Origin of the sequence: Stappia sp. P2PMeth1 (assembly GCF_900185735.1) — a bacterium.
Classification (GTDB): Bacteria; Pseudomonadota; Alphaproteobacteria; order Rhizobiales; family Stappiaceae; genus Stappia.
In genome coordinates, this window is record NZ_FYAW01000022.1 from 87,272 (window position 1) to 109,339 (window position 22,068).

25 protein-coding genes are annotated in these 22,068 nt (G+C 67.4%); 11 read left to right on the forward strand and 14 right to left on the reverse strand.

What is annotated here, in order from left to right; genetic code table 11:
* Positions 1 to 5: 5 nt before the first annotated feature.
* Positions 6 to 755 carry an orotidine-5'-phosphate decarboxylase gene (gene pyrF, locus P2PM1_RS16005; protein ID WP_186399744.1) on the reverse strand — a complete coding sequence of 250 codons (750 nt, stop codon included), beginning with the start codon at positions 753 to 755 and terminating at the stop codon, positions 6 to 8.
* Positions 756 to 921: 166 nt separating this feature from the next.
* On the opposite strand from pyrF, the gene hisB reads away from it, so the two are divergent.
* From hisB to coaA, 7 genes are all read left to right on the forward strand, one after another.
* Complete coding sequence (gene hisB, locus P2PM1_RS16010) at positions 922 to 1,515, forward strand: imidazoleglycerol-phosphate dehydratase HisB (protein WP_186387860.1); 594 nt, start codon at positions 922 to 924, stop codon at positions 1,513 to 1,515.
* A 21-nt stretch (positions 1,516 to 1,536) separates the two neighbouring features.
* Positions 1,537 to 2,052 carry a DUF2628 domain-containing protein gene (locus P2PM1_RS16015; protein ID WP_186387859.1) on the forward strand — a complete coding sequence of 172 codons (516 nt, stop codon included), beginning with the start codon at positions 1,537 to 1,539 and terminating at the stop codon, positions 2,050 to 2,052.
* A 57-nt stretch (positions 2,053 to 2,109) separates the two neighbouring features.
* The gene (hisH, locus tag P2PM1_RS16020; RefSeq protein ID WP_186399745.1) at positions 2,110 to 2,760 is read left to right on the forward strand and encodes an imidazole glycerol phosphate synthase subunit HisH; all 651 of its coding nucleotides are present in this window, start codon (positions 2,110 to 2,112) and stop codon (positions 2,758 to 2,760) included.
* Between the two features lie 31 nt (positions 2,761 to 2,791).
* Positions 2,792 to 3,523 carry a 1-(5-phosphoribosyl)-5-[(5-phosphoribosylamino)methylideneamino]imidazole-4-carboxamide isomerase gene (gene hisA / locus P2PM1_RS16025; protein ID WP_186399746.1) on the forward strand — a complete coding sequence of 244 codons (732 nt, stop codon included), beginning with the start codon at positions 2,792 to 2,794 and terminating at the stop codon, positions 3,521 to 3,523.
* A 99-nt stretch (positions 3,524 to 3,622) separates the two neighbouring features.
* Positions 3,623 to 4,402 carry an imidazole glycerol phosphate synthase subunit HisF gene (hisF, locus tag P2PM1_RS16030; protein WP_186399747.1) on the forward strand — a complete coding sequence of 260 codons (780 nt, stop codon included), beginning with the start codon at positions 3,623 to 3,625 and terminating at the stop codon, positions 4,400 to 4,402.
* Positions 4,403 to 4,470: 68 nt separating this feature from the next.
* On the forward strand, positions 4,471 to 4,794 hold the full coding sequence (locus tag P2PM1_RS16035) for a phosphoribosyl-ATP diphosphatase (protein WP_186387855.1): 324 nt from the start codon (positions 4,471 to 4,473) through the stop codon (positions 4,792 to 4,794).
* Between the two features lie 96 nt (positions 4,795 to 4,890).
* Complete coding sequence (gene coaA / locus P2PM1_RS16040) at positions 4,891 to 5,865, forward strand: type I pantothenate kinase (RefSeq protein ID WP_244293065.1); 975 nt, start codon at positions 4,891 to 4,893, stop codon at positions 5,863 to 5,865.
* A 10-nt stretch (positions 5,866 to 5,875) separates the two neighbouring features.
* On the opposite strand, the gene P2PM1_RS16045 is transcribed toward coaA, so the two are convergent.
* From P2PM1_RS16045 to P2PM1_RS16100, 12 genes are all read right to left on the reverse strand, one after another.
* Positions 5,876 to 7,186, reverse strand: a complete 1,311-nt coding sequence (locus P2PM1_RS16045; protein WP_186399748.1) for a folylpolyglutamate synthase/dihydrofolate synthase family protein — start codon at positions 7,184 to 7,186, stop codon at positions 5,876 to 5,878.
* A 122-nt stretch (positions 7,187 to 7,308) separates the two neighbouring features.
* Complete coding sequence (accD, locus tag P2PM1_RS16050) at positions 7,309 to 8,307, reverse strand: acetyl-CoA carboxylase, carboxyltransferase subunit beta (RefSeq protein ID WP_186387853.1); 999 nt, start codon at positions 8,305 to 8,307, stop codon at positions 7,309 to 7,311.
* A 72-nt stretch (positions 8,308 to 8,379) separates the two neighbouring features.
* A complete protein-coding gene (trpA, locus tag P2PM1_RS16055) occupies positions 8,380 to 9,210 on the reverse strand; it encodes a tryptophan synthase subunit alpha (protein WP_186399749.1) in 831 nt (276 codons plus the stop codon).
* 171 nt (positions 9,211 to 9,381) lie between these two features.
* Positions 9,382 to 10,545, reverse strand: a complete 1,164-nt coding sequence (locus P2PM1_RS16060) for an iron-containing alcohol dehydrogenase (protein WP_186399750.1) — start codon at positions 10,543 to 10,545, stop codon at positions 9,382 to 9,384.
* Between the two features lie 50 nt (positions 10,546 to 10,595).
* The gene (locus P2PM1_RS16065) at positions 10,596 to 11,984 is read right to left on the reverse strand and encodes an aldehyde dehydrogenase family protein (RefSeq protein WP_186387850.1); all 1,389 of its coding nucleotides are present in this window, start codon (positions 11,982 to 11,984) and stop codon (positions 10,596 to 10,598) included.
* 15 nt (positions 11,985 to 11,999) lie between these two features.
* Positions 12,000 to 12,404 carry a type II toxin-antitoxin system VapC family toxin gene (locus tag P2PM1_RS16070; protein ID WP_186395909.1) on the reverse strand — a complete coding sequence of 135 codons (405 nt, stop codon included), beginning with the start codon at positions 12,402 to 12,404 and terminating at the stop codon, positions 12,000 to 12,002.
* Complete coding sequence (locus P2PM1_RS16075) at positions 12,397 to 12,786, reverse strand: hypothetical protein (protein ID WP_186387848.1); 390 nt, start codon at positions 12,784 to 12,786, stop codon at positions 12,397 to 12,399. Before P2PM1_RS16075 ends, P2PM1_RS16070 begins: the two co-directional genes overlap by 8 nt.
* A 90-nt stretch (positions 12,787 to 12,876) precedes the next feature.
* Entirely contained in the window at positions 12,877 to 14,241 is a 1,365-nt protein-coding gene (locus tag P2PM1_RS16080) for a glutamine synthetase family protein (protein ID WP_186387847.1), read from the reverse strand.
* Between the two features lie 90 nt (positions 14,242 to 14,331).
* Positions 14,332 to 15,381, reverse strand: a complete 1,050-nt coding sequence (locus P2PM1_RS16085; RefSeq protein ID WP_186387846.1) for a TRAP transporter substrate-binding protein — start codon at positions 15,379 to 15,381, stop codon at positions 14,332 to 14,334.
* A gap of 135 nt (positions 15,382 to 15,516) precedes the next feature.
* Entirely contained in the window at positions 15,517 to 16,839 is a 1,323-nt protein-coding gene (locus P2PM1_RS16090; RefSeq protein WP_186387845.1) for a TRAP transporter large permease subunit, read from the reverse strand.
* A complete protein-coding gene (locus P2PM1_RS16095) occupies positions 16,839 to 17,435 on the reverse strand; it encodes a TRAP transporter small permease subunit (RefSeq protein ID WP_186387921.1) in 597 nt (198 codons plus the stop codon). Before P2PM1_RS16095 ends, P2PM1_RS16090 begins: the two co-directional genes overlap by 1 nt.
* A gap of 2 nt (positions 17,436 to 17,437) precedes the next feature.
* Entirely contained in the window at positions 17,438 to 18,247 is an 810-nt protein-coding gene (locus tag P2PM1_RS16100; RefSeq protein ID WP_186387844.1) for an N-formylglutamate amidohydrolase, read from the reverse strand.
* Positions 18,248 to 18,429: 182 nt separating this feature from the next.
* Here P2PM1_RS16100 and P2PM1_RS16105 point away from each other — a divergent pair, with 182 nt between their 5' ends.
* On the forward strand, positions 18,430 to 19,317 hold the full coding sequence (locus P2PM1_RS16105) for a MurR/RpiR family transcriptional regulator (protein WP_186395913.1): 888 nt from the start codon (positions 18,430 to 18,432) through the stop codon (positions 19,315 to 19,317).
* Between the two features lie 18 nt (positions 19,318 to 19,335).
* Here the strand turns inward: P2PM1_RS16105 and pcaQ are convergent, their stop codons facing one another.
* On the reverse strand, positions 19,336 to 20,253 hold the full coding sequence (gene pcaQ / locus P2PM1_RS16110; RefSeq protein ID WP_186399751.1) for a pca operon transcription factor PcaQ: 918 nt from the start codon (positions 20,251 to 20,253) through the stop codon (positions 19,336 to 19,338).
* Positions 20,254 to 20,351: 98 nt separating this feature from the next.
* Here pcaQ and pcaC point away from each other — a divergent pair, with 98 nt between their 5' ends.
* Genes pcaC through pcaG form a run of 3 tightly spaced genes read left to right on the forward strand, consistent with a single transcriptional unit; the run spans position 20,352 to position 22,047 of the window.
* On the forward strand, positions 20,352 to 20,762 hold the full coding sequence (gene pcaC, locus P2PM1_RS16115; protein WP_186395914.1) for a 4-carboxymuconolactone decarboxylase: 411 nt from the start codon (positions 20,352 to 20,354) through the stop codon (positions 20,760 to 20,762).
* On the forward strand, positions 20,759 to 21,481 hold the full coding sequence (gene pcaH, locus P2PM1_RS16120) for a protocatechuate 3,4-dioxygenase subunit beta (protein WP_186399752.1): 723 nt from the start codon (positions 20,759 to 20,761) through the stop codon (positions 21,479 to 21,481). The genes pcaC and pcaH overlap by 4 nt, the downstream gene beginning before the upstream one ends.
* Positions 21,481 to 22,047: a protocatechuate 3,4-dioxygenase subunit alpha gene (gene pcaG / locus P2PM1_RS16125; RefSeq protein ID WP_186387839.1), complete on the forward strand. Its 567-nt coding sequence runs from the start codon at positions 21,481 to 21,483 to the stop codon at positions 22,045 to 22,047. The genes pcaH and pcaG overlap by 1 nt, the downstream gene beginning before the upstream one ends.
* The last annotated feature ends 21 nt before the right edge of the window (positions 22,048 to 22,068 follow it).

Below are 22,068 nucleotides of genomic sequence, written 5' to 3' on the forward strand. Positions count from 1 at the left end.
TTCGCTTAGAGCGCGCGGCCGATCTCCTCGACGATGGCCGCCGCCGCCGCCCGGCGGTTGGCGGCCATGATCACGGGCCGCGCGACCACCAGATAGTCGGCACCGGCGGCGATCGCATCGGCCGGTGTCATGATGCGCTTCTGGTCGCCGGCCTCAGACCCTGCCGGACGGATGCCAGGCGTCACGGTGACGAGGCGCGGGCCGACCACCGGGCGCAGCGAGGCGACCTCCAGCGGCGAGCAGACGATGCCGCCCATATTGGCCGCGCGGGCATCGGCAGCGCGCGCAATCACCAGATCCTCGACGCCGCCGGCATAACCGGCATCGTGCAGGTCGTCCTCGTCCATCGAGGTCAGTACGGTGACGCCGAGCAGGCAGACATCGCCGCCGGCCGCGGCAAGGCCGGCAACGGCCGCGCGCATCGCCTTGGGATAGGCGTGGATGGTGACGAAGCGCACGCCCATGCGGGCGATGTTCTCGACCGCCTTCATCACCGTGTTGTCGATGTCGAGAAGCTTCACGTCGAGAAAGATGCTGTGGCCCTCGCGGGCAAGCTCGGCGGCCAGTTCCAGGCCGCCGGCGAACTGAAGCTGCATGCCGATCTTGTAGGTGCCGACGGCACCCGCGGTCTCGCGCACGATGGCGCGGGCCTCCTCCACCGTCGGCACATCAAGGCCGACAATCAGGCGGTCGCGGGCGCTCGCCGGCGCGAAAGGGGACGGGTCCTCGTCCAGCGGAAGGGCAGCGCTTTGCATCGGCAGGTCTCCGGAACGTTGCAAGTGTCGAAAATCCGTCTTACCCGTGCAGGGCGATCTTGGCCAGATCGCGGCGCGGCGCGCGCAGGTATTTCATTGCGGCAAGCCTCCTGTTACAAGGCTTCGCTGCCGGCAGCAGGCCGGCGACAGAAGGACAGGGTCGCCCATGCGCACCGCGAAGATCTCGCGCAAGACGAAGGAAACCGACATTGCCGTCGAGATCGTCCTCGACGGGACCGGCGCCTATTCGGTGCAGACCGGGGTCGGCTTTCTCGACCACATGCTGGAGCAACTGTCCCGGCATTCGCTGATCGACATGACGATCCGCGCCAGCGGCGACACCCATATCGACTTTCATCACACGGCCGAGGATGTCGGCATCGCCCTCGGCCAGGCGCTGCGCCAGGCGCTCGGCGACATGACCGGCATCACCCGCTATGCCGACTGCCATCTGGCCATGGACGAGGCGCTGACGCGCTGCGCCCTCGACGTGTCGGGCCGGCCGTTCCTGGTGTGGGACGTCACCTTCCCACGCGACAAGGTCGGCGACTTCGACACCGAGCTGTTCGAGGAGTTCTTCCGCGCCTTCGCGATGAATGCCGGCATCACGCTGCATATCGCCAACCTGACGGGCAGCAACTGCCACCACATCGCCGAGACCTGCTTCAAGGCGGTGGCGCGGTCGCTGCGCAAGGCGATCGAGCCGGACCCGCGACAGGCCGGCCGCGTGCCCTCGACCAAGGGCCAGCTCGGCGGCTGAGACCGCCGGACGGAGGGACAGATGACGATCCATATGGTGCTGATCCCGCCCGGTACCTCGCCCGAGACGATCGGCGAGGGTGCGGCCGAGCGCACCGTCTTCATCCCCGACCGCTTCAACTGGGCGGCGCTGGTCTTCACCCTGCCCTGGCTGCTGGTGAAGCGGCTGTGGCTGGTGCTGCTCGCCTATCTGCTGGTCGGCCTTGCCGCCGAACTCGCCTCGCGGTTTGTCGGCGGGCCGATGCCCGGCATTGCCACGGCGGCGCTGTCGATCCTCTTCGCCTTCGAGGCGAACGGGTTGTGGCGCTGGACGCTGGAGCGGCGCGGCTGGCAGTTCGTCGCGGTGATCGAGGCGCAGAACCGCGAGGAGGCGGAACGGCGTTTCTTCGCAAGGCTTGCCGCCCACCAGGCGCAGGCGGACGCCGCCGGCACCACGCCGAAGCCCGAGACCCCACCGCCGCATCGCCCCGGCTACCCGGTGCCGCGCATCGGCGCGGAGCGGGTCGTCGGCCTGAGCCTTGCCCCGCATCAAGGCTGACTCCGGCACACCGCGCCGCCCCTGCCACCTTCCCGCATCGCCTGACGGATTGAACCCATGCTGATCGCCATCATCGACTACGGCTCCGGCAACCTGCGCTCGGCCGAAAAGGCCTTCGAGCGGGCCGCGCATGCCCATGGCCATGGCGCCAGCGTGCGGGTGACGGCCGACCCGGACGTGGTGGCGCGGGCCGACCGGATCGTGCTGCCGGGCGTCGGCGCCTTTGCCGACTGCCGGCGCGGCATCCGCGCGGTCGACGGCATGGAGGCCGCCCTCGTCGAGGCGGTCGAGGCGAAGGGGCGCCCCTTTCTCGGCATCTGCGTCGGCATGCAATTGATGGCGAGCCGCGGCCTGGAGTTCGAGAAAAGCGAAGGCTTCGGCTGGATTCCCGGCGACGTCACCGCGATCACGCCGGACGATCCGGCACTGAAGATCCCGCATATGGGCTGGAACACGATCCGCCAGCTCGCCGACCACCCGCTGCTTGCCGGCATCGAGACCGGCGAGACGGGCCTGCATGCCTATTTCGTCCACTCCTTCCACCTGAAGGCGGCGGACCCGGCGCATGTCATCGCCACCGCCGACTATGGCGGACCGATCACCGCGATCGTCGGACGCGACACGATGGTGGGCACCCAGTTCCACCCGGAAAAGAGCCAGCGGCTCGGCCTTGCGCTGATCGCCAATTTCATCGAGTGGGCGCCGTAAGCGGCACCTGCGACGAGACGGAACACCCATCATGCCCATCCTGTTTCCCGCCATCGACCTGAAGGGCGGCCAATGCGTCCGCCTGAAACTCGGCGACATGGCGCAGGCCACCGTCTTCAACGACGATCCGGCCGCCCAGGCCCTCAGCTTCCAGACGCAGGGCTTCCGCTACCTGCATGTGGTCGACCTCGACGGCGCCTTCGCCGGCGAGAGCCGCAATGGCGCGGCGGTCGACGCCATCCTGCAAGCAACGACCAATCCGGTGCAGCTTGGCGGCGGCATCCGCAGCCTTGCGCATGTGGAAGCCTGGCTCGCCAAGGGCATCGCCCGGGTGATCCTCGGCACGGTGGCGGTGCGCGATCCCGATCTGGTCAAGACCGCCTGCAAGGCCTTTCCCGGCCGGGTCGCTGTCGGCATCGACGCGCGCGGCGGCAAGGTGGCGGTCGAGGGCTGGGCGGAGACCTCGGAACTCTCGGCCATCGATCTCGCCCGCCGCTTCGAGGACGCCGGCGTTGCCGCGATCATCTACACCGACATCGACCGCGACGGCGTGCTTGCCGGCATCAACTGGGACGGCACGCTGGATCTGGCCGGCGCCACCTCGATCCCGGTGATCGCCTCGGGCGGTCTTGCCTCCATCGAGGACGTCAAGCGCCTCGCCGCCCCCGACTGCGCCGTGCTGGAAGGCGCGATCTCGGGCCGGGCGCTCTATGACGGGCGGCTCGACCCGGCCGAAGCCTTGAAGATCCTTGCCGCAGGGTAAGATGCTAGTCGTCGCCGCCCTTGCGCTCTTTCCCGGCTTTGCAGCACGGGTCAGGACCTGTATGCTGCGACCGCGAAATACGTCGGGTAATCGCCTAACATGCTGAAAGCACGTGTCATTCCCTGTCTGGACGTCAAGGACGGCCGCGTCGTCAAGGGCGTGAACTTCGTCAATCTGGTCGATGCCGGCGATCCGGTGGAGGCCGCGAAGGCCTATGATGCGGCCGGCGCGGACGAACTCTGCTTCCTCGACATCACTGCAAGCCACGAGAACCGCGACACGATCTTCGACGTGGTCCGGCGGACGGCGGAGGCCTGTTTCATGCCGCTGACCGTCGGCGGCGGCGTGCGCCGGGTCGAGGACATCCGCAAGCTGCTGGTGGCCGGCGCCGACAAGGTGTCGATCAACACGGCGGCGGTGAAGAACCCCGATTTCATCCGCGAGGCGGCGGAAAAGTTCGGCGCCCAGTGCATTGTCGTGTCCATCGACGCCAAGCAGGTCAACGCGCCCGGCGAAGCGGAACGCTTCGAGATCTTCACCCATGGCGGGCGCGAGGCGACCGGCATCGACGCCGTCGACTTCGCCCGCAAGGCGGTGGAGCTGGGCGCCGGCGAGTTGCTGGTCACCTCGATGGACCGCGACGGCACCCGCACGGGCTTCAATCTGGCGCTGACCCGCGCCATCGCCGATGCGGTGCCGGTGCCGGTGATCGCCTCCGGCGGCGTCGGCACGCTCGACCACCTGGTCGAGGGCGTGCGCGACGGCCACGCGACGGCGGTGCTCGCCGCCTCGATCTTCCATTTCGGAACCCACACCATCCGCGAAGCCAAGGAACACATGGCCCGGGCCGGCATTCCCATGCGGCTCGACGCGGCCTGACACCAGGGCCCGCCCCGGCCGCAGAAAACTACCGGCAGGGGCGCGAAGCCGCAGGAGATGTCCGACCAATGACCGGCTTCACACTGACCGACCTTGACCGCATCATCGCGGCGCGGGCGCAAAGCGACGACGAGAGCTCCTACACCCGCAAGCTGATCGGCAAGGGGCCGGCGAAGATCGCCCAGAAAGTGGGCGAGGAGGCAGTGGAGACGGCGATCGCGGCGGTGGCCGGCGATGCGCGGGAGCTGACCGGCGAGGCCGCCGATCTGCTCTACCACCTGCTCGTCCTGCTCAAGGTGCGCGACGTGCCGCTTGCGGACGTGATGGCGGAGCTGGAACGCCGCACGGCACAGACGGGTCTTGAGGAGAAGGCATCGCGGCGGCCCGGCTGACAACCGGCCTTGCGACGGACTGCCCGGCACGGTCCACGCGACCGTTTCCGGGTCTTGCGAGCGAACGGCCGGGCATCCGGCAGGAGCGAGGATTGCATGGTCGCCATGGAGCACAGCCTCAACAGGTTCACCGAGGACGATCTGTCGCCGTACCGGGTCTTTACCGAGGCGGAGTGGGCGAAACTCAGGGCCGACACGCCGATGACGCTGACGGCGGCGGAGGTGCGCCGGCTGCAGTCGCTCAACGATCCGGTGTCCATCGCCCAGGTGGAATCGATCCTGCTGCCGCTGTCGCGGCTGCTCGCCTATTATGTCGAGGCGACACAGCAACTGCACCGCGCAACCACGCGCTTTCTCGGCAGCAACGACGTCAAGAACCCCTTCGTCATCGGCATCGCCGGCTCGGTGGCGGTCGGCAAGTCGACGACGGCGCGCCTGCTGCAGGCGCTGCTGGCGCGCTGGCCGGCGAGCCCGAAGGTCGACCTCGTCACCACCGACGGCTTCCTCTATCCCAACGCGGTGCTGGAGGCGGAGGGCCTGATGCGGCGCAAGGGCTTTCCCGAAAGCTACGACCGGGCAACGCTGCTGAAATTCCTGTCGGACCTCAAGGCCGGGCGGCGGCATGTGCGCGCGCCGGTCTATTCCCACTTCTATTACGACGTGATGCCGGGGCAGTTCGTCACGGTCGACCGGCCGGACATCCTGATCCTCGAAGGGCTCAACGTGCTGCAGACGACCAACCTGCCGCGCGACGGCAAGGAGGTGCCCTTCGTCTCGGATTTCTTCGACTTCTCGATCTATATCGACGCCGACGAAGACGTGCTGCACGACTGGTACGTGTCGCGTTTCATGCGGCTGCGCGAGACCGCCTTCCGCGATCCCGGCTCCTATTTCAACAAGTATTCAAAGGTCGGCGACGCCGAGGCGCTGGCGATCGCCGAAGGGCTGTGGAACGAGATCAACCTGGTCAACCTGCAGGAAAACATCCTGCCGACCCGGCCGCGCGCCGACCTGATCTTGCGCAAGGCCGAGACCCACGCGATCAACGAGGTGCGGCTGCGCAAGCTGTGAGCGGGTTTCCTCAGACCGGCTTCATGCCGTTGCGGGCAAGCACTTCGCCGGCGAGATAGAGCGAGCCGCAGATCAGGATGCGCGGCGGCACAGTGTCACCGGCGGCGCGCTCCCGCACATGGGCGAGTGCTGCGACAAGCGAGGCATGGGCATCGGCCGCAAGGCCCGCCTCCCGCGCCGATCCGGCAAGGCAGGCGGGATCGCGGCCGGCATCGGTGGTGGTCAGCGGGACGCAGGCGACCTCGCGCACAAGACCGGCAAAGGGGCGGAAGAAGCCGACCGGATCCTTGGTCTTCAACATGCCGGAGACGAGATAGAGCGGCCTTGGGCTGCGCTCCTCCTGCTCCGCCATCACCTCGGCAATGGTGATGCCGGCGCCGGGATTGTGGCCGCCGTCGAGCCAGAGTTCGCTGCCGGGCGGGCAGAGATCCAGTAGCGGACCCTCCGTCAGCGGCTGCATGCGGCCCGGCCAGTCGACCGACAGGAGCCCGGCCTCGATGGCCTCGTCCGCCGGCAGACGGCCGGCCGCACGCAGCGAGGCGATGGCCATGGCCGCGTTGACGATCTGGTGGCGGCCGAACAAGCGCGGCAAGGGCAGGTCCATCAGCCCCTCCTCGTCCTGATAGACGAGGCGGCCGTTTTCCTCGAAGGCGGTGAAATCCTGCCCGAACACCTGGAGCGGCGCGCCAAGACGGGCAGCGACCCGCTCGATCACCGCCATCGCCTCGTCCGGCTGCGGCGCGATCACCGCCGGGCAGCCGCGCTTGAGAATCCCGGCCTTTTCCGCCGCAATGTCGGTCAGCCGCTCGCCCAGATAGCGCTCATGGTCCATCGACAGCGGCGTGATGGTGGCGGCGAGCGGCGCGTCGACCACATTGGTCGCGTCGAGCCGGCCGCCGAGACCGACCTCCAGCAGCAGCACATCCGCCGGCTCCTCGGCAAAGAGCAGCAGGGCGGCGGCGGTGGTGACCTCGAAGAAGGTGATCTCCGCGCCGGCGTTGGCCTGCTCACAGACGTCGAGCGCCTCGATCAGCCGCGCATCGGTGACGAGACGTCCGGCAAGGCGGATGCGCTCGTTAAAGGCGACGAGATGCGGCGAGGTGTAGACATGCACCTTGAGCCCGGCCGCCTCCAGGATCGCCCGCATGAAGGCTATGGTGGAGCCCTTGCCGTTGGTGCCGGCAATGTGGACGAGCGGCGGTAGCCGGTCCTGCGGCCGGCCAAGCGCGCCCAGCAGGCGCTCCATGCGGCCGAGCGACAGGTCGATCTCGCGCGGGTGCAGCGCAAGCAATCGGTCGAGGATCGCGGTTACCTGGTCCATTGTCCGCCCGTCCCGCCGCGCTGGAAGCGCGCCTGCAGCAGCCTTCATGGTTAGGGGAACTTCCGGGGACGCGGCAAGCCTGGCAGCGTCCGCCGGTGTCGTGCCTGCGACAGCGCGGCCGGCTAGTGGCTTTCGCCGCCGCCGTCGCTGCCGCCACCGCCGCTGTCGCCGCCCGAGGAACTGTCGCCGCCATGGGCGAATTCCGGCGAAACCTCGGCTGTGCCGTTCGAACCCGGCAGCGACTTCAGTTCCTCCTCGTCCGGCAGGCTGACCTCGGCCTTCATCAGGATCGAACAGACCCGGGCGATCGTCTCGGGCAGCTTGTGGCGATGCACAACCATGTCGACCATGCCGTGATCGAGAAGGTATTCGGAGCGCTGGAACCCGTCGGGCAGCTTCTCGCGGATGGTCTGCTCGATGACGCGCGGCCCGGCGAAGCCGATCAGCGCCCCCGGCTCGGCCATGTGGACGTCGCCAAGCATCGCGTAGGAGGCGGTGACGCCGCCTGTCGTCGGATTGGTGAACACCACCACATAGGGCAGGCCCGCCTCGCGCAGCATCTGCACGCCGACGGTGGTGCGCGGCATCTGCATCAGGGAGAGGATGCCTTCCTGCATCCGCGCGCCGCCCGAGGCGACGAAGAGCACGAAGGGCGTCTTGCGCGCGACAGCCGTCTGCATGCCGGTCAGCACCGCCTCGCCGGCGGCCATGCCGAGCGAGCCGCCCATGAAGGCGAAGTCCTGCACGGCGGCGGTCATGTCCATGCCGCGCAGCTTGCCGGTCGCCACCGTCACGGCATCGTCCAGACCGGTCTTGGCGCGGGCATCGCGCAGGCGGTCGGTGTAGCGCTTCTCGTCGCGGAACTTCAACGGATCGGCGGCGACCTCCGGCGTCGCCACCTTCTCGAAGGTGCCGCCGTCGAAGAACAGTTCGAGCCGGCGACTGCCGGAAATCCGCATGTGGTGACCGGAATTGGGCACCACCCATTGATTGGCCTCAAGATCGCGGTGGAAGACCATCTCGCCGGTCTCCGGGCACTTGATCCAGAGGTTCTCCGGCACGTCCCGCTTCTGCAGCAGGCCGCGAATCTTCGGGCGAACGACGTTGTTGATCCAGTTCAAGGCAGATACCGTCCGTTGTCTTGCATGTTCCCGGCCGTCATTGGCTTTCCGGCCGTCCTTGGCCGCTGCGGCTCAGCCGCGGGCCCGGGCGACGCCGCCGGCAAGCGCCCGCACCACCTTCGCCACCGCCTCGACGGTCGCCGGCGTTGCCCGGCCCTCGCCATCAAGGCTGTTGCGCACCGCTTCCACCAGCACCGAACCGACGACGACGCCGTCGGCGTCGCGGCCGATCACCTCGGCATCCTCCGCCGTCTTGACGCCGAAGCCGACCGCCACGGGCAGCGCGGTGTGGCGCTTGATGCGGCGGACCGCTTCGGTGACCCGGTCGCGGTTGGCGATGGTGGCGCCGGTGATGCCGGTCACCGATACGTAATAGACGAAACCGGACGTGTTGGCGAGAACGGCGGGAAGCCGCTTGTCGTCGGTCGTCGGCGTCGTCAGGCGGATGAAGTTGAGCCCGGCGGCCATCGCCGGCAGGCAGAGCTCGTCGTCGGCCTCCGGCGGGATATCGACGATGATCAACCCGTCGACGCCGGCCTCGACCGCCGTCTTCACGAAAACCGCGGGATCGCGCACGTAGATCGGGTTGTAATATCCCATCAGCACGATGGGTGTGTCCTGGTCGTGGCGGCGGAAGGTGCGCACCATGTCCAGCGTCTTGTCCATGGTCTGGCCGGCGGCGAGCGCGCGCTGGTTGGCGAGCTGCACCGGGATGCCTTCGGCCATCGGATCGGAGAAGGGCATGCCGAGCTCGATGACGTCGGCGCCTGCGGCCGGCAGCGCATCGAGGATCGCCTGCGAGGTGGCAAGGTCCGGATCGCCGGCGGTGACGAAGGTCACCAGCGCCGGGCGGTTCGCCGCCTGCAATGCCGCAAAGCGGCGGTCGATCCGCGTGTCACTCATCTGCCCGGTCCCACCCTGTCATTGTCCTGCCGGTGTCGTCCGGCCCCCAGGGCCGGCCGGTCGCGGCTGTCGCGGGCCATTCCTGCCCGCGAAAGCCAGTGGGGATGTAGGGGGCAGACAGGCCCCCTGTCAATCGGCGAAGCGGCCCCTGAGGCCGCCGCGCCGCCGACATCAGAGCCGGCCGGTCAGCGCCGCGTCGAAGATCGAGGCGGCACCCTCGAGCGTCAACTCGATCGGGTTGCCGCCGGCGGTCGGATCGACAATGGCCATCTCGGCGATCTTCGCGGCCTTGGCGCCGTCGACCTTCAGCCCTTCCAGCGTATGCGGCACGTCGAGCGCGGCGCGCAGGTCGAGCACCGCCTGCAGGAACCCGTCGAAACCGCCGGACATACCGAGATAGCCGGCGAGCCGGTCGATCTTGGTCTCGATGGCCGCACGGTTGAACACCAGCACATAGGGCATGAAGACGGCATTGGTCATGCCGTGATGGGTGTCGTAGAGCGCGCCGACCGGGTGGGAGAGCGCGTGGATGGCGCCAAGGCCCTTCTGGAAGGCGACCGCGCCCATGGCGGCGGCCGACATCATGTGACCGCGGGCGACGAGATCGTCCGGCACCTCGGCGACGCGCTTCAGGTTCTCGAAAACGAGGCGCATGCCCTCGACCGCGATGCCGTCGCCCATCGGATGGTAGAAGGTGGAGGAATAGGCCTCCAGGCAGTGGGCGAGGGCGTCCATGCCGGTGCCGACGGTGAAATAGCGCGGCATGCCGACGGTCAGCTCCGGATCGCAGATGACGATGCCGGGCAGCATCTTCGGGTGGAAGATGACCTTCTTGGTGTGGGTTTCCTCGTTGGTGATGACGCCGGCGCGGCCGACCTCCGAGCCGGTTCCGGCCGTGGTCGGCACGGCGAGGATCGGCGCGATGCCGTCCGGATCGGCGCGGGTCCACCAGTCGCCGATGTCCTCGAAGTCCCACATCGGCCGGGTCTGGCCGGCCATGAAGGCGATGACCTTGCCGGCATCAAGACCGGAGCCGCCGCCGAAAGCGATGACGCCGTCATGGCCGCCGGCGCGATAGGCGGCAACGCCCGCCTCGACGTTCGATGCGGTCGGGTTCGGCTTGATGTCGCTGAAGATGTCCGGCTCCAGGCCGGCCTGGCGCAGCAGCTCCAGCGCGTTGGCGGTCATCGGCAGGCGGGCAAGGCCCGGATCGGTGACCAGCAGCGGGCGCTTCATGCCGAGCAGGGCGGCGCATTGGCCGAGCTCGCTGATGCGGCCGGCGCCAAAACGGACGGAGGTCGGATAGTTCCAGTTGACGGACGGGGTGGTGGTCATGCCTTGGATCCTGAGAGGAAGAAGCGCGAAACGGAGATGTCTGCGCGCCCTTACGAGCGGGCGCGCAGGTGGAAGGACTTCGGCCGGGTCAGCGACAGGTAGCCGATCTCCGACAGGGCGGCGCCCTTGCCGGTATCCTTGACGCCGGTCCACACCAGCGCCGGGTCGAGATAGTCGCAGCGGTTCATGAAGACCGTGCCGGTCTCCACCCGGTCGCCGATGGCGATGGCGGCCTCCTCGTCGGCGGTCCAGATCGAAGCGGTCAGGCCGTAGGGGCTGTCGTTCATCAGGGCGATCGCCTCCTCGTCGGAGCGCACCTTCATCACGCCGACCACCGGGCCGAAGCTCTCCTCGCGCATCACCGACATCTGGTGATCGACATCGACCAGCACCTGCGGCATCAGGTAGGGCGTGCCCTCCTTGTCCTGCGGGAAGCTTGCCCGGTCGACCAAGGCCTTCGCGCCCTTGCGCAGGGCCTCGGCGGTCTGCTCGCGCACATGGGCGGCAAAGCGCGCCTGCGCCATCGGCCCGAGCGTCGTCGCCGCATCGAGCGGATTGCCAAGCGTGTAGGCGGAGGCGGCCGCCGCCAGACCCTCGACCACCGCGTCATAGTGCGTCTCATGCACATAGACGCGCTCGATGCCGCAGCAGCACTGGCCGGAATTGTAGAAGGCGCCATCGGCCAGATTCTCGACCGCGAAGGCGACATCGGCGTCCGCGCGGACATAGGCCGGGTCCTTGCCGCCGAGCTCGAGGCCGAGCGTGGCGAAGGTGCCGGCCGCCGCCTTCTCGATGGCGCGCCCGCCGGCGACCGAACCGGTGAAGTTGATATGGTCGATGCGGCCCGACCCGAGCAGCGCCTCGGTCTGACCGTGGTTCAGCACGATGTTGCGGAAGACGCCCTTGGGCAGACCAGCCGCCTTGAATGCCTTGTCGAGCCGCTCGCCGACCAGCAGCGTCTGCGCCGCGTGCTTGAGGATCACCACATTGCCGGCGATCAGCGCCGGGACGATGGTGTTGATCGCCGTCATGAACGGATAGTTCCACGGCGCGATGACCATGACGATGCCGAGCGGTTCGGGCCGCACATAGCGGGTGAAGCCCGGTCGGTCGGTATGGTGGCGGGGCCGCAGCGCCTCCTCGGCGATCTTGACCATATAGTCGGTCCGCTCGCGCGTACCGCCCTTCTCGCCGCCATAGCGTACCGGCCGGCCCATCTGCCAGGCGAGTTCCGGCACGATCTCGTCGTTCATCGCCTCAAGCGCGGCGACGGCGGCAAGCACTGCGGCGCAGCGCTCGGAAATCGGGGTGGCGGCCCAGCCAGCCTGCGCGGCGCGGGCCTCGGCCACCGCCTTGTCGATCTCGGCGGCACTGGCTACGGGGCGCTCCGCATAGACGGACCCGTCGACAGGGGAAATCAGCTTCACTGTTTCAGACATGACCTCGGCTTTCATTTAGCACGCTAGAGTCTTTACGTGTCCCGCCTCGCCATAGGCGAGGATGGCCCGGTCGCGAGTGACGATGGTTAGGTCGTATTCGCGCGCCGTGGCAATGAGGATCCGGTCCATGGGATCGTTGTGAACCGGTGTTGGCAGAAAGGAAGAGGCGACCAGGATGTCGGGGGTCACCGCCTCCACCTCAAGATCGGCCGCCTCCACGAAGTCGTTGAACCACCGCAATGGCGGCTTGACGGACGCCAGCCGCCCCTTGGCGACGAGCACACCGAGTTCCCAGGCCGACATCGCGGACAGACTGACCGGCGAGCCGGTATCCAGCATCGCCAGAGCGTCCTCCGCGATCGGATCTCCCTGAGAGATCCAGATCATTGCGCAGGTGTCGAGCAGGAACCGCTCAGCCATCGGCATAAACCCCCGCCCAGTCCGGATCGGCCGGCATGGTGAGGTCGGCCCCCTCGGCAACGGTCAGCGTTCCCTTCATGCAACCATAGAGCCGTCCCGCGCGGCGCGGCGACGCAGCCGGCGCCGACGACACAGGCGGCCGCCCCCGGCGAAACGTGAGGCGCTCCCTCGCCAGATCGACATTCGCAGTGACATAGCCTGCGTCCAACCACACTTTTGTGATAACACTGTTACTCGGATTGTTGCTCCACCAAGCGCGATGCCGCCGAGCGGAGGCGGGCAACCGGTCATCGATGAGCTTCTCGATCTCCGCAAATGTCATAGGAACCTGCTCAATATTTCTGGTCTTCAGATAGGCTCCAAGAGGATCGTACTTGCGCATTGCAACCTCCGTGATCGTTGCCGGACTGCCCGGACGGCTTCACGCTACCTCCAATCCAAAAGTGTTGCAACAGTACCTTTTGTTACTTTCCTAAGCGCGCTCGAAACCGCGGGCGAGTTCGTAGTCGGTCACCACGCGGTCGAATTCCTCCTGCTCCCATTCCGCCGCGCGGACGTAATGGTCGATCACCGCATCGCCGAAAGCCTCGCGCAGCATCTTGGACTTGCGCAGGGTCTCCGTCGCCGCCCTCAGCGTGCGCGGCACCTCCTTCAGCCGGCGCGACTGGTAGAGGTCGCCGGTCACCGGCGCCTCGAGCTCCAGTTTCTCCTCGATGCCCCGGATACCCGCCGCAAGCTGCGCGGCCAGAGCCAGATAGGGGTTGAGGTCCGAGCCGCCGATGCGGCACTCGACGCGCACGCCCCTGGTGCCCTCGCCGCAGAGCCGGAAGCCAGCGGTGCGGTTGTCGATGGACCAGGCGGTCTTGGTCGGCGCGAAGGTGCCCTTCTGGAAGCGCTTGTAGCTGTTCACATAGGGCGCCAGGAACCAGGTGTAGTCCGGTGCATAGCGGATCAGGCCGGCCATGTAGTGACGCATCAGTTGCGACATGCCATGCGGCGCGTCCGCATCGAAGAAGGCGCTGGTGCCGTCCGTCTTCCACAGCGACTGATGGACATGAGCGGAAGAGCCGACGCGGGCATGATGCCATTTCGGCATGAAGGTGACCGCGCGGCCATGCTGCCAGGCGATTTCCTTGGTGGCGTGCTTGGCAATGGTATGGTGGTCGGCGCAGGCGAGCGGATCCGCGTAGCGAATGTTCAGCTCCTCCTGCCCGGCCTCGGCCTCGCCCTTGGAGTTCTCCACCGGGATGCCCGCGGCATAGAGATGATTGCGGATCGGCCGCATCACCTCCTCTTCCTTGGTGGTCTGGAGGATGTGGTAGTCCTCGTTATAGGCGGAGATCGGCTGCAGATCGCGGAAGCCCGAGCGGCGGATGTCGTCGAAGCTCTTCTCGAACAGGAAGAACTCCAGCTCGGTCGCCATCTTGGCCTCGAAGCCCAAGGCCTCGAGACGGGCGATCTGCCCCTTGAGCAGCGCCCGCGGCGAGTGCGGCACCGCCTCGTGATGATGGTCGAGCAGGTCGCACAGCACCATCGCCGTGCCGTCCAGCCAGGGCACGGGGCGCAGGGTCGAAAGGTCGGGCTTCATGACATAGTCGCCATAGCCGCCGGCCCAGCTCGTCGCGGCATAGCCCTCGACCGTGTACATCTCGAGATCCGTCGCCAGCAGGTAATTGCAGCAATGGGTCTCCTCGAAGGAGTGGTCGATGAAGTTGCGCGCATGGAAGCGCTTGCCCATCAGACGGCCCTGCATGTCAACGGCGCAGACCAGCACGGTGTCGATGGTGCCGTCGGCGACGGCAGCCTTGAGAGCGTCAAAAGTGAGATTGCCAGCCATTGGAACCATCATTGTCGGTTAAGCGGGGCGAAAGCGCGTGTGAAACGAAAACGCGACCGGGGCGGCAGCCGCCGCCCCGGCCGGCCGGCATCAGGTGTAGCGGTAAGGCCGCCCGGCCTTCTGCATGTCGGCATTGTACTTCTTGAAGATCTCGACGACCTTGGCCTTGGTCGCGGACTCGGCCGCGATCTCGTCCCAGAACTTGACGGCGGCGTCCTCGACCGTCGCCCATTCGGCGTCCGGGATCGAGGTGAGTTCCATCTTGGTTCCGTGAACGCGAAGGCTTGCCTCACCGCCCCAGTACCACCACTGGCGATAGTAGTGGGACGCATCCATGGCCAGTTGCAACATGGTCTTGAGATGGTCGGGCAGTTCGTTCCAGCGGTCCATGTTGGCGAAGAACGACCCGGCCCAGGCGCCGGAGATGTTGTTGGTGAGGAAATAGTTGGTCACGTCGGCCCAGCCGACCGTGTAGTCTTCGGTGATGCCCGACCAGGCGACGCCGTCGAGCTCGCCGGTCTGCATCGCGACCTCGATGTCCTCCCAGGGCAGGGTCACCGGCACGACGCCAAACTGGGCGAGGAAGCGGCCGGCGGTCGGGAAGGTGAAGACGCGCTTGCCCCTCAGGTCCGCAAGGCTGCGGATCGGGTCCTTGGTGGCGAAGTGGCACGGATCCCAGGCGCCGGCGGAGATGTGCTTGACGCCGACCTTGGCGTATTCCTCCTCCCAGATCTCCTTCAGGCCGTACTGGTTGAACAGCACCGGCACGTCCAGCGAGTAGCGGCTGGCGAAGGGGAAATAGCCGCCGAATACGGTCACTTCCGTCGGCGAGGCCATGGAATCGTCATCCGACTGCACCGCGTCGATGGTGCCGCGCTGCATGGCACGGAACAGCTCTCCGGTCGGCACGAGCTGGTCGGCGAAGAACAGCTCGATCTCCATCTGGCCGTTGGCCGCCTGGTTGAAGGCGTCGATATGCGGCTTGATGACATGCTCGGCGAGCGCCGCGCCGGCATAGGTCTGCAGGCGCCACTTGATCGGTGCCTGACCGAGAACGGCGGGGGCGGCCAGCGTCGAGGCGCCGGCTGCGGCGACGGTGCCGAGGCCCGCCTTCTTCAGAAAGTCGCGTCTGTTGGTCATGTCTCATTCCCCTTGGTTTCGTTGACGAGATGCAAGGCGCGCCCGTTCTGATTGTTGTGGTGGCGCGGCGGTCCGTATGCGGGTCGGCGGTTCTCCTTCTGCTGCGAACGAACGGATCGGTTCGGCCCTCCGGTCTCAGCGGCCATAGACATAGTCGGGCAGCCACAGGGCGATCTGCGGGAACATCATTATCAATGCCAGGGCCAGGATCATGACCAGCACGAAGGGCGTGATCGAGCCGTAAATGTCGCGCATGGAGATTTGCGGCGGCGCCATCGCCCGCATCAGGAACAGGTTATAGCCGAAGGGCGGGGTCATGTAGGCGATCTGGGTGGTGACCGTGTAGAGCACGCCGTACCAGACGAGATCGAAGCCGAGCGCCGCGACCAAGGGCACGTAGAGCGGCGCGACAATGACCAGCATCGCCGTATCGTCCAGGAAGGTGCCCATCACCAGGAACGACACCTGCATCAGGATCAGGATCATCCAGGGCGACAGGCCGAGCCTTTCGGTAAAGAGGGTCTCGATCGCCTTGACCGCGCCGAGCCCGTCGAACACGGCGCCGAAGCCAAGGGCCGCAAGGATGATCCACATGAACATGCAGGAGATCGCCAGGGTCTGGCGCAGGCAGGTCTCGAAGACGGTCCAGGTCATCCGCCGCTTGAGGACAGCGGCCAGGAAAGCGGTCATGGCGCCGATGGCGGAACTCTCGACCAGCGAGGTCCAGCCATTGACGAAGGGCACCATCATCGCCGCGAAGATCGCCAGCGGCAGGACGCCGGCGCCGAGCAGGCGCAGCTTCTCGGCGCGCGGCACCGAGCGCTCGTCCACCGGCAGGACCGGACCGAGCGACGGGGTGATGCGGCAACGGACATAGATATAGACGATGAACATCGTCGCCATCATCAGACCGGGCACCACGCCGGCGAGCCAGAGCTGGCCGACCGGCTGGCGGGCGATCATCGCATAGAGCACCAGCACCACCGAAGGCGGTACCAGGATGCCGAGCGAGGACCCGGCCTGGATGACGCCGGTGACCATACGCTTGTCGTAGCCGCGACGCAGCAGTTCGGGCAGGGCTATGGTGGCGCCGATCGCCATGCCGGCGACGGACAGGCCATTCATCGCCGAGACCAGCACCATCAGGCCGATCGTGCCGATGGCAAGCCCGCCGGAGACCGGCCCCATCCACACGTGGAACATCTTGTAGAGATCGTCGGCGATCTTCGATTCCGACAGGACATAGCCCATGAAGATGAACATCGGCAGGGTGAGAAGCGGATACCACTTCATCAGCTTCATGGCCGAGGCGAAGGGAATGTCCGAGCCGCCGGTGCCCCACAGCGCCAGCGCCGCAACGGCCGCCACGCCACCGATGGCACCGAAGACGCGCTGCCCGGTCAGCAGCATCAGCATCATCGACGAGAACATCAGCAGCGCGATCATCTCATAGGACATCAGATCTCCTCTCCGCGGATGCGCGCGATGTCCTTGATCAGTTCGGAAACGGCCTGCAGCAGCATGAGCAGGAAGCCGAGGCACATGATCGTCTTGATCGGCCACAGGATCGGCCGCCAGGCGGTCGGGCTGCGTTCGATATGGCCGATGACCTTGCCGGCCGCCTCGGGACCGCCGGTCACGAAGGCAACGACGAGGTTCTTCAGGAAGGTGAAAGGCTCGGTGCCGAAATGGCCGAGCGAGTAGGCGGTCGAGCCAATGCCGCCATAGAGCAGCACGCCGAGATAGAAGATCAGCACCAGCACCGTGAAGGCGTCGAACCAAGCCTTCTTCTTCACTGTCCAGCCCGCATAGAAAAGGTCCATGCGCACATTCGAACCAAGCTGGATCGAATAGGGCCCGCCGAGGATGTAATAGGCGACCATGGCGAACTGGGCGACCTCCAGCGTCCACAGGGACGGCAGGAAGAAGGTCTTGGAAATCGACGACCAGAGCAGCACCGCGACCATGACGAAGAGGCCATACATGATGACCCGGCCGAGGCGATAGTTGATCGCATCGACCACCTTCACATAGCTGCGCAGCAGGCGCGGCATGGTCACGCCCCCCCGCTTCGCGCCAGATCCGCCAGCGCGGCGCGCAGCGCGCGGGCAAGCCGCGCCGCCCACAGGCTTTCGCCGGCAGCGTCCGCGATCTCGTCGTTGCGCACCTCGATCATCACGCAAGGCAGCCCGCGTGCCTCGCCGTGACGGCCCACCGTGTAATAGACCCCGTCGCCCGGCGCATAGGGCTCGTTGTCGCCGAGATCGGCAATGTTCTGCGCCGCAAGGTCGGCGAGCATCGCCTCGGCGACCCGCCGGTCGCGATTGGACAGGATGCCGACCGGCCAGGGACGGTTGAACCCCTTGTAGAGCGGCGTGAAGCTGTGGACCGAGACGACGACGCTGTCGAGACCGGCGGCCGCGCGCGCGTCGAGCAGCGCCTCGATGCGGGAATGGAAGGGCGTATGGGCGAGCGCGATGCGGCGGGCCCGCTCGGCCGGGTCGAGATTGCGATTGCCGGGGATCTCGGTCGTCTCGCTGACCACCGGAATGAGGTCATGGGCGGCGGTGTCGCGGTTGCAGTCCAGCACCAGGCGCGACAGGTCGGGATAGACGAGCGGCGCGTCGAACAGGCGCGACAGATGGCGCGAGACGCCGAGCGCACCCGGGTCCCAGGCGATATGGGCGCGCCGCGCCGCCTCGTCGAGGCCGAGATCGCCATAGTCCGGCGGCAGGCGGCGCGAGGCATGGTCGCACAGCAGAACCAGGGGGCCGCGGCCGCCCGGGTTCTCCGCGACGACGACCGTCTCCGCCTGCGCCGTGTCGCCGGGCAGGAGTTCGCCTTCGCGTGCCGCTGTCGATCCCATCCCTGTCCCCCGGCCGGATCCCCTCGCGAAAGAAACGCAACTGCTGTTATATTTGTTACAAAATTGCGTTTGCACTCGCTTCCTGTATGATTTGATACATTGCCGGGACCGATGTCAATCGGGTTTCGGCTGGGAACCTGGACAAGGGTCCGGCATCCGGCCGGGGAGGCGGCCTCACCACCATGACATCGCTTGCCGAAGAGATCCGCGAGAGGCTGGGCGAATGCACCGCCACGGAGCGGCGCGCCGCGCTCGCCCTGCTCGCCAACTATCCGGTGCTGGGGCTCGGCACCGTCGCCCAGTTCGCCAGCGCCGCCGGCGTGAGTTCGCCGACCATCCTGCGCTTTGCCGCGCGCATGGGCTGCGGCACCTATGCGGCGCTGCAGACCCGGCTGCGCACGGAGCTGGAGGACCAGCTCAAGTCGCCGCTGGCCAAGGCCAAGGACGGGGCACAGGCAGGCGGTACGGGAACCGGCATCGGCGCCGTCGCGGAGGCGGCCCGCGCCAATATCGGCGAGACCTTCCGCCACCTGCCGGCGGCGGAGCTGGAAGCCGTGGTGTCGCTGCTGTCCGACGAGCGGCGCACGCTCTATCTGCTCGGCGGCCGCTTCACCGACGCGCTGGCGCGCTACATGGCGGCCCATCTGCGTATCCTGCGCTCCGGCGTCATGCATATGGCCGGGCAGGAAGGCAATTGGCGCGACGCGCTGCTGGATGTCGGCCGGCGCGATGTGCTCGTCGTCTTCGATATCCGCCGCTATCAGGCGGATCTCGGCCGGATGGCCACGGCCGCCGCGAAACGCGGGGCCACGGTGGTGCTGATCACCGACAGTTGGCTGTCGCCGATCGCCAGCGTTGCAACGCATGTGCTGCCCGCGCGCATCTCCGTGCCCTCGCCCTGGGATTCCTCGGCGGCCCTGATGGTGATCGCCGAGACGCTGGTAGCCGGGGTCACCGCGCGCGATCCCGAGCGCAGCGAGCGGCGCATGTCGGCCCTCGAAGCCTATCGCGACGAGGAGGATCCCAAGCGTCCGTCGCCGAGACCGGGCGAGGCTCCACCGACCGGCTGAGACAGCCTCGTCTCAACCCTAGAGCCCTCGCTGGGCGACCGCCTCGCGCATCACCGCCATGAACAGCAGCAGATCGGGCGTGTGCGCCTCGGATGCCCGGGTCGAGATGCCGACCGGCCCCAGCGTGATGCGGGTGTCGACGGCGAGCGCCGCAAGCTGGCCTTCAGCGAGATCATTGGCGACGACGCCGTTGGAAATGATCCACACCGCATCGGTGGAGCGGGTGAAGGCGCGGCCGAAGGCATTCGACACCGTCTCGATCCGTCGCGGCAGCCGGCCGATGCCGTTGGCCACCATCAGCCGCTCGACCAGCGGCCGGATCGCCGCACTGCGATTAGGAAAGAGCACGGGAAAGTCCGGCAGGCGGACAAGGTCCGGGTCGGCGATCAGCGGGTGAGCGGGACGGACGGCCAGCACCACCTGCTCGCTGTAGAGCTGCTGGAAGGCAAGCCCCTGCATCGCGTCCGGCTGGCCGAGCCGCCCGATCACCACGTCCAGCGCCCCCGTCTTCAGCTCGCCGAGGAGATGGCCGTTCGGGCCGGTGACGATGTCGAGCGTGGCGCCGCGTCCGCGGTCCAGATATCGACCGGCGGCGAGCGGGACAATGCTGGCCGCAACGCTCGGCAGGGCGCCGACGCGCAGCAGCCGCTCCGAACCCATGCGCACCTGGTCGATACCGTCGAGCCCTTCGGCGAGCGCTGCTACCGACAGGCCGGCATACTGGCGGAAGATCTCGCCCTCCGCCGTCAGCGACACGCCGGAGCGCCCGCGCTCCATCAGGCCGACGCCGAGCAGGGCCTCCAACTCCTTCAGCGTCTTGGAGACGGCCGGCTGGGTGACGTTGAGGGCGCTTGCCGCCTCCGTCAGGCTGCGTAGCCGCGCCACTTCCAGGAAGGCCTGCAGATGGCGCAGCTTGATCCCTGCTCCGACGGGCATTTGTCTCTCCGGTTATACAAAATAGCGAAATACTCATTTTACATTACCAATTGCCGCATCCATCCTGAAGCTCCACCATGGGCGGGGAGTGTGGCAGGATGAACGGGCAGGACCCCTTCGAGGCGGGCATGGCGACCCGCAAGGCCGTCTTGGGCGAGGCGCATGTGGCGCGTGCCGAGGCGGCGCGCGACGACTTCGACGGCCCGTTCCAGGACCTGATCACCCGGGGTGCCTGGGGCGGGGTCTGGGCGCGCGACACGATCAGCCGGCGGGAGCGGTCGATGATCACCATCGCCCTGCTCGCCGCGCTCGGCCATGACGAGGAGTTGGCGATGCATTGCCGCGCCACGGCGCGCACCGGCGCCAGCCGCGAGGATGTCTGCGAGGCCCTGCTGCATGTGGCGATCTATGCCGGTGTGCCGGCCGCCAACCGGGCGATCCGCATCGCCCGCGCCGCCTTCGTGGAGATGGAGGAGACCCGCAGCGGATCGGGAGGAGACAAGACGTGACGACAACCGCCTTCTACCGGCGCGACCGCACGCAGCAGCCGCTGCCGCTGTCGCCCGGCTACAAGAGCACCGTGCTGCGCGCGCCGGTCCGGCCGCTGCATGCGCTGGAGCAGACCGCCCTGGAGCAGAGCGGGCCGGCGCTCGGCCACACCCCGCTCGGGCCGCTCGATCACGACCTGATCCGCAATGCGGCAACCACGGGCGATGCGCTTGGCGAGCGCATCTACGTCTTCGGACGGGTGCTCGACGAGAACGCCCGGCCGGTGCCGAACGCGCTGATCGAGGTCTGGCAGGCCAATGCCGCCGGCCGCTACGCCCATGCGCGCGACGGTTATCTCGCCCCGCTGGACCCGAACTTCACCGGCTGCGGGCGCTGCGTCAGCGATGCGGACGGGCGCTACCTGTTCCGCACGATCAAACCGGGCCCCTATCCCTGGCCGAACAACGGCTCCGACTGGCGGCCGGCGCATATCCACCTGTCGGTCTTCGGCGAGGCCTTCGCCCAGCGGCTGATCACCCAGCTCTATTTCGAAGGCGACCCGTTGATCCCGCTCTGCCCGATCGTCAACACGATCCCCGACAAGACCGTGATCGACCGGCTGGTGGCGCGGCTCGACATGCGCAACCAGGAGCCGTTCGACTGCCTCGCCTACCGGTTCGACATCGTGCTGCGCGGCCGGCGGCAGACCCATTTCGAGAACCGGACGGAGGGCCTGTGATGAACGACCGGCTGAAGGAAACCCCCTCCCAGACCGCGGGACCTTACGTCCATATCGGCACCGCGCCGCAGACGATCGGCCGGCCGGCGCTGCCGAACCAGCCGGGTCCGGTGATCGAGAGCAACACCGGCGAGGTGATCGTCATCGAGGGCCGTGTGATCGACGGCGCCGGCGCGCCGGTGCGCGACGCGATGCTGGAGATCTGGCAGGCGGACGGCATGGGCCGGGTCGGCGACTATGGCCTCTTCGCCCGCGCGACCGCCGATTTCGACACCGGCACCTTCCGCTTCCAGACCGTGCGGCCAGGCCCGCACGCGGCAGGCCATGCCCCGCATGTGGCGGTGCTGATCTTCGCCCGCGGCATCAACATCCACCTTCACACGCGCATGTATTTCCCGGAAGATCGCGAGGCGCTGGCGAAGGACCCCGACATGCGCCGGCTCGAGCCGGAGGCGGTGGCGACGCTGGTCGCAACGGAAGCGGGGCAGACCGAGAACGGGGTGCCGCTCTACCGTTTCGACATCCGCCTGCAGGGCAAGAACGAGACGGTGTTCTTCGACATCTGAACGTCGCGGATCCCTCCAAAA

Coding starts and splice junctions, on each gene's coding strand:
- pcaG (WP_186387839.1), top strand. CDS start 21,481: ATGAACGACCGGCTGAAGGAAACCCCCTCCCAGACCGCGGGACCTTAC.
- P2PM1_RS16065 (WP_186387850.1), bottom strand. CDS start 11,984: ATGTCTGAAACAGTGAAGCTGATTTCCCCTGTCGACGGGTCCGTCTAT.
- P2PM1_RS16070 (WP_186395909.1), bottom strand. CDS start 12,404: ATGGCTGAGCGGTTCCTGCTCGACACCTGCGCAATGATCTGGATCTCT.
- P2PM1_RS16095 (WP_186387921.1), bottom strand. CDS start 17,435: ATGCCGCGCCTGCTGCGCAGCTATGTGAAGGTGGTCGATGCGATCAAC.
- trpA (WP_186399749.1), bottom strand. CDS start 9,210: ATGAGTGACACGCGGATCGACCGCCGCTTTGCGGCATTGCAGGCGGCG.
- P2PM1_RS16035 (WP_186387855.1), top strand. CDS start 4,471: ATGACCGGCTTCACACTGACCGACCTTGACCGCATCATCGCGGCGCGG.
- P2PM1_RS16090 (WP_186387845.1), bottom strand. CDS start 16,839: ATGTCCTATGAGATGATCGCGCTGCTGATGTTCTCGTCGATGATGCTG.
- P2PM1_RS16045 (WP_186399748.1), bottom strand. CDS start 7,186: ATGGACCAGGTAACCGCGATCCTCGACCGATTGCTTGCGCTGCACCCG.
- P2PM1_RS16085 (WP_186387846.1), bottom strand. CDS start 15,381: ATGACCAACAGACGCGACTTTCTGAAGAAGGCGGGCCTCGGCACCGTC.
- hisB (WP_186387860.1), top strand. CDS start 922: ATGCGCACCGCGAAGATCTCGCGCAAGACGAAGGAAACCGACATTGCC.
- pcaC (WP_186395914.1), top strand. CDS start 20,352: ATGAACGGGCAGGACCCCTTCGAGGCGGGCATGGCGACCCGCAAGGCC.
- pyrF (WP_186399744.1), bottom strand. CDS start 755: ATGCAAAGCGCTGCCCTTCCGCTGGACGAGGACCCGTCCCCTTTCGCG.
- P2PM1_RS16015 (WP_186387859.1), top strand. CDS start 1,537: ATGACGATCCATATGGTGCTGATCCCGCCCGGTACCTCGCCCGAGACG.
- P2PM1_RS16105 (WP_186395913.1), top strand. CDS start 18,430: ATGACATCGCTTGCCGAAGAGATCCGCGAGAGGCTGGGCGAATGCACC.
- P2PM1_RS16060 (WP_186399750.1), bottom strand. CDS start 10,545: ATGACCACCACCCCGTCCGTCAACTGGAACTATCCGACCTCCGTCCGT.
- hisH (WP_186399745.1), top strand. CDS start 2,110: ATGCTGATCGCCATCATCGACTACGGCTCCGGCAACCTGCGCTCGGCC.
- P2PM1_RS16080 (WP_186387847.1), bottom strand. CDS start 14,241: ATGGCTGGCAATCTCACTTTTGACGCTCTCAAGGCTGCCGTCGCCGAC.
- hisA (WP_186399746.1), top strand. CDS start 2,792: ATGCCCATCCTGTTTCCCGCCATCGACCTGAAGGGCGGCCAATGCGTC.
- hisF (WP_186399747.1), top strand. CDS start 3,623: ATGCTGAAAGCACGTGTCATTCCCTGTCTGGACGTCAAGGACGGCCGC.
- pcaQ (WP_186399751.1), bottom strand. CDS start 20,253: ATGCCCGTCGGAGCAGGGATCAAGCTGCGCCATCTGCAGGCCTTCCTG.
- P2PM1_RS16100 (WP_186387844.1), bottom strand. CDS start 18,247: ATGGGATCGACAGCGGCACGCGAAGGCGAACTCCTGCCCGGCGACACG.
- P2PM1_RS16075 (WP_186387848.1), bottom strand. CDS start 12,786: ATGCGCAAGTACGATCCTCTTGGAGCCTATCTGAAGACCAGAAATATT.
- coaA (WP_244293065.1), top strand. CDS start 4,891: ATGGTCGCCATGGAGCACAGCCTCAACAGGTTCACCGAGGACGATCTG.